We start from the raw sequence: 1600 nt of genomic DNA, 5'->3' as shown, positions 1-1600 counted from the left end.
TTAGATGTCGATATAGCTGAACGTTTATCATACCCCTCCTACTCTCACTCCGCCGTCACGTGACTTAGCTGCTCTGCTTCAGATTTTTGGGTCAGATAGTATCCGCCTTCGGCTCTTGACTGGCGTTGATCTCCCATTGAACTACCTTGATCAGCATTGATCATCCTTGATCTACCCTTGATATTGCATGTCGCTGATTTCTAACAGATTTCCCGGCGGCTACGGCCTCAAGCTCGCGGAAGTCATCAGCTATGCCAGCCCACTCAGATTGCTTCCTCATCCAGTCGGCGGTCGCTCTCGTATGAGGCAAGTAACGTAGACGAAATATCCCTACGAGTTCGACCTTCTGAAAATGCCGCCGCAGTGGCACAAGCGGATCCGCGTAATAAAAATCCGGATGCTCCTGCCGCCATTCGGCCATCATCGAAAACGCTGCGTCGTGCGCTGCTTCGGCTATCTCCTTCTCATGGGGCATCCCATCGGTATCGTATGGAAGCGGGTGCATCACTTCGCCTTCTTCAGTGTCACTTTCAACCAGATGCGCAACGCTGGTGACCAAGCCCAGATGCCGGAGGAGATGCCAAGCTTCCCAGAAGGCGGAAGAGTCTGAAAACTTGGCGAACGGCGGGAAATCTGCCCAGGCTGTTTCACTCGAATTGGCTGTGAATGTCCAAACAGAGAACTCTCCCCAATCAACCACCTTGTCTCGGTGGTAGCCTACGCGAATGCCTTTGCCTTGACGCCACTCGATCCCGCCCTCAGTTGCCAGAAAGTGCTGTTCGTAAAGATCGACCAGTAATTCGAGAGCCTTTACATTGCCGTTCTGGCGAATGAGTTCGATCGCAGGTGCCTCTTTAGCAGCGCCATCAATTAGGGTGTTGGGAAGCCATATCCTCCGGTCACCGTCCGTGCCCTCATTCTCGAACGCTACGATCCGGTACTGTGGGTTTCTTCCCCCACGAATCAACTCCACCCGTCCCTTCTTTATATGAAGATCGATTGCCGCTTGAGCGCGAGGTCGCGAAATGCCAGTCCATCTCTCGATCGCCATAACCGACCACGAGGTAGTCCGGTTGTCGCCACCAGTTCCCCGGCACAGGATCAGATAGGAGACGGCGGAATTCATCCCGTCAGTGCAAGCTTCTGTCCATCTTCTCGGGTCCACAGCGAAAAATCCGCTATGCCCAGGAGGCGTCTTTCTGTCCTCGTCTTGCATTATTTTTCCTCGCTACGCGCCGTCAGCCGTACGCCGGGCCCGCCGTCGTTCATGCCCTCTTCCACGAAAACGACCCCCGCTGCCTTTAATGCATCCGTTACCGCATCGAGAGTCATCGTCCGGACATTTATTCGCCCGGCTCCTGCGCCCTCCATATTTCGAATTGTGTTCGCACTGACGCCAGCCATTTCGGCAAGCGCAATTTGATCTAACCCGACGAGAGACCGTGCCGCCCGCATTTGATTTCCGGTGATTGCCATTTGCGTTCCAAACAAATTTATTTTGGTATCATACCCAACTTCTTGTTGACCGCAAGCCAGTGACAGGATTATGGTTAAGATACCAATCAACATTGGTATTAACCACAAAGGATTTCAAAATGCC

The 1600-nt window shown here is 53.0% G+C and carries 2 protein-coding genes; both read right to left on the bottom strand.

The genetic code is table 11. The features are described from left to right. Positions 1-160: 160 nt before the first annotated feature. Positions 161-973: a hypothetical protein gene (locus A7X77_RS31470; RefSeq protein WP_197486928.1), complete on the bottom strand. Its 813-nt coding sequence runs from the start codon at positions 971-973 to the stop codon at positions 161-163. 242 nt (positions 974-1215) lie between these two features. Continuing rightward, positions 1216-1569: a helix-turn-helix domain-containing protein gene (locus A7X77_RS31465; protein WP_245293825.1), complete on the bottom strand. Its 354-nt coding sequence runs from the start codon at positions 1567-1569 to the stop codon at positions 1216-1218. Positions 1570-1600: the final 31 nt, after the last annotated feature.

Source organism: Rhizobium bangladeshense, from assembly GCF_001662075.1.
GTDB lineage: Bacteria > Pseudomonadota > Alphaproteobacteria > Rhizobiales > Rhizobiaceae > Rhizobium > Rhizobium bangladeshense_B.
Note: the sequence above shows the minus strand (reverse complement) of the source record. Positions and strands in the feature narration are given on the sequence as shown.